Here is a 2,162-nt window from a genome sequence, read left to right on the forward strand (position 1 = left end):
CGCCGCAGGGCCGATCGCCCCGCCGCGCCCCGCCCCGCCGCGCGCCTCGCTCACCGACGTGGTGCCCCGGCGCACGCTGATCATCATCGGGATCGTCGCCGTGCTCGCCGTCCTGGGCACGATCCTCGCCGTCTCCCTGGGCGGCGGCCCCGACGGGGGTACGGACCAGGGCAAGGACGCCGGCTCCTCCGCCGGGGCCACGGCGGGCGACAGCGGCACCGGCGACGGCAAGGACACCGGACAGGACCAGAGCGCGGAGCCGAACGGCGGGAAGACGGCCGACCCGAAGCCCTCCGGGGACACGGCGGCCTCCGCCGGTTCCTCGGACGACAAGGGCGACGAGGGCGACAACGGCGGCGACGGCGGGTCGGACGACAACTCCGGCTCGTCGGACGGCGGCAAGGACAGCAACAAGGGCAAGGGCGGCGGCGGGGAGATACCGGCCGGATACGCGACGGTCACGGACACCCAGTTCCACTTCACGATGGCGATGCCCAAGGGCTTCACGAAGCAGTCCATCGCGGGGGAGAACTCCGGTGGGAAGTACAGCCTCGTCAGGGACGGCCTCCCGCGCGTCCAGGTCGACTACACCAGCAGCCCCGGCGCCGACGCCAAGGCCGCGTGGGTCCAGCAGCGGCAGGCGATCCGGGGCGGTATCTCCGGCTACCAGGACCTCGGCATCGAGAACGTCTCGTACAACGGCTACCCGACGGTCGCCGACTGGCAGTGGCGCGAGACGGTGAACGGCCAGCGTGTACGGGTCCTCAACCGGGGCTTCAAGGTCGACGGCGACCACGGGTACGCGATCCTGATCCGCTGCAAGGACAGCGAATGGGACGGCGCGGCGTGCCGGACGCTCCGTGAGACGGCTTTCAAGACCTTCGCGCCGAAGGACTGACGGGCCGCCAGGCGGGCAATCTCTTCTGGAGCAGCACGTTCGTAGTGTCAAGGCGGCCTGTTCGGCCTGCGGGATCCCAACGTTCCCGTACGGGTTGCCCCGACCCTGCGGCGCGTTTGCCTGCGGCCACGTATCGTGAGAGGTCGCGAACCGTACGCATCCACAATGGGCCGGTAAACGACCGGAATTGGCGGTTTCGTGGGTCTCCGAGACCGTTCGCGGGTCTCCGGGACCGGGAGACGGCACGTGTGTGGGGAGGCGCTGTGGACGACTACGCGGGACGGGTGCTGGCCGACCGCTATCGCCTTCCCCTGCCACCCTCCGACGAGTACGAACTCGCGGAGACCCGGGCCTTCGACACGTACAGCGGCCAGGAAGTCCTGGTGCGGCAGGTGCCGTTGCCGGAGGTCGTGGAGGCGGAGGTCATCGACGCGGACGGCGGCGCGGCGCCCCGGCGTGCCTCGGGGCGCGAGCCGCGCAGGCCCACCGACCCGGCGGTGCGGCGGGCCATCGAGGCCGCGCAGACCGCCGCGCAGATCCCCGACCACCCCCGGCTCGACCAGGTCTTCGACGTGTTCGCCGAGTCCGGGTCGCTGTGGATCGTCAGCGAACTGATCGCCGCGCGCCCGCTGGCGGCGCTGCTCGCCGAGCGGCCCCTCAACCCGTACCGGGCGGCGGAGATCGCCGCCGACGTGCTCACGGCGGTCCGGGTGCTGCACGGCCACGGCTGGACCCACCGCAACATCACCGCGCGCACGGTGCTCGTCTGCGACGACGGCCGGGTGGTGCTGACCGGGCTCGCGGCGGGCGCGGCGGAAGAGGCGCTCTGCGGGTACGCGCCGGTGCCGACGGCCCCCGGCGTGCCGGGCATGCCGCTCCCGCCGGAGCCCGCCGCGGAACAGCCCGGCGCGCCCTGGGAGGCCGGGCACGACACGCGGACCGACATGCGGCACGACACGCGGGCCGAGGATCCGCCGGTGCACGAGGTGTCCGCTCCCGGCCCCCAGGATCCCGAGCCGGCCGAGCCCGGGCCCGTGGCTCCCGGGCTGCCGGGCCTCCCGCGCTCGGAGCAGGGACAGTCCGGGTACGGGTACGGCGCGGCCGGCCCCGAACTGCCGGGGCAGACGGCCGGGGTGCCGTACGGCGGGTCCTCGGGGACGTCGGGAGCGATGCCGCGGCCCCAGCACGGCACCCCGGGGATCCCGGCGCCCTACGGAGGCCAGCCGGCGCTTCCCAGCGGCAACGCGTCGGGGGACATCCGCGC

Annotated in this window: 1 protein-coding gene and 1 pseudogene; both read left to right on the forward strand. The window is 73.9% G+C overall.

Annotated elements, in window-relative coordinates:
* Positions 1-898 (forward strand): annotated as a pseudogene (locus GT042_RS33260) (serine/threonine protein kinase); the annotation flags it as partial.
* Positions 899-1,161: 263 nt separating this feature from the next.
* A partial coding sequence (locus GT042_RS39580; RefSeq protein ID WP_345944016.1) for a protein kinase occupies positions 1,162-2,162 on the forward strand: 1,001 nt, incomplete at its 3' end.

The sequence above is a fragment of the Streptomyces sp. SID3212 genome (assembly GCF_009865405.1).
Lineage (GTDB): Bacteria > Actinomycetota > Actinomycetes > Streptomycetales > Streptomycetaceae > Streptomyces.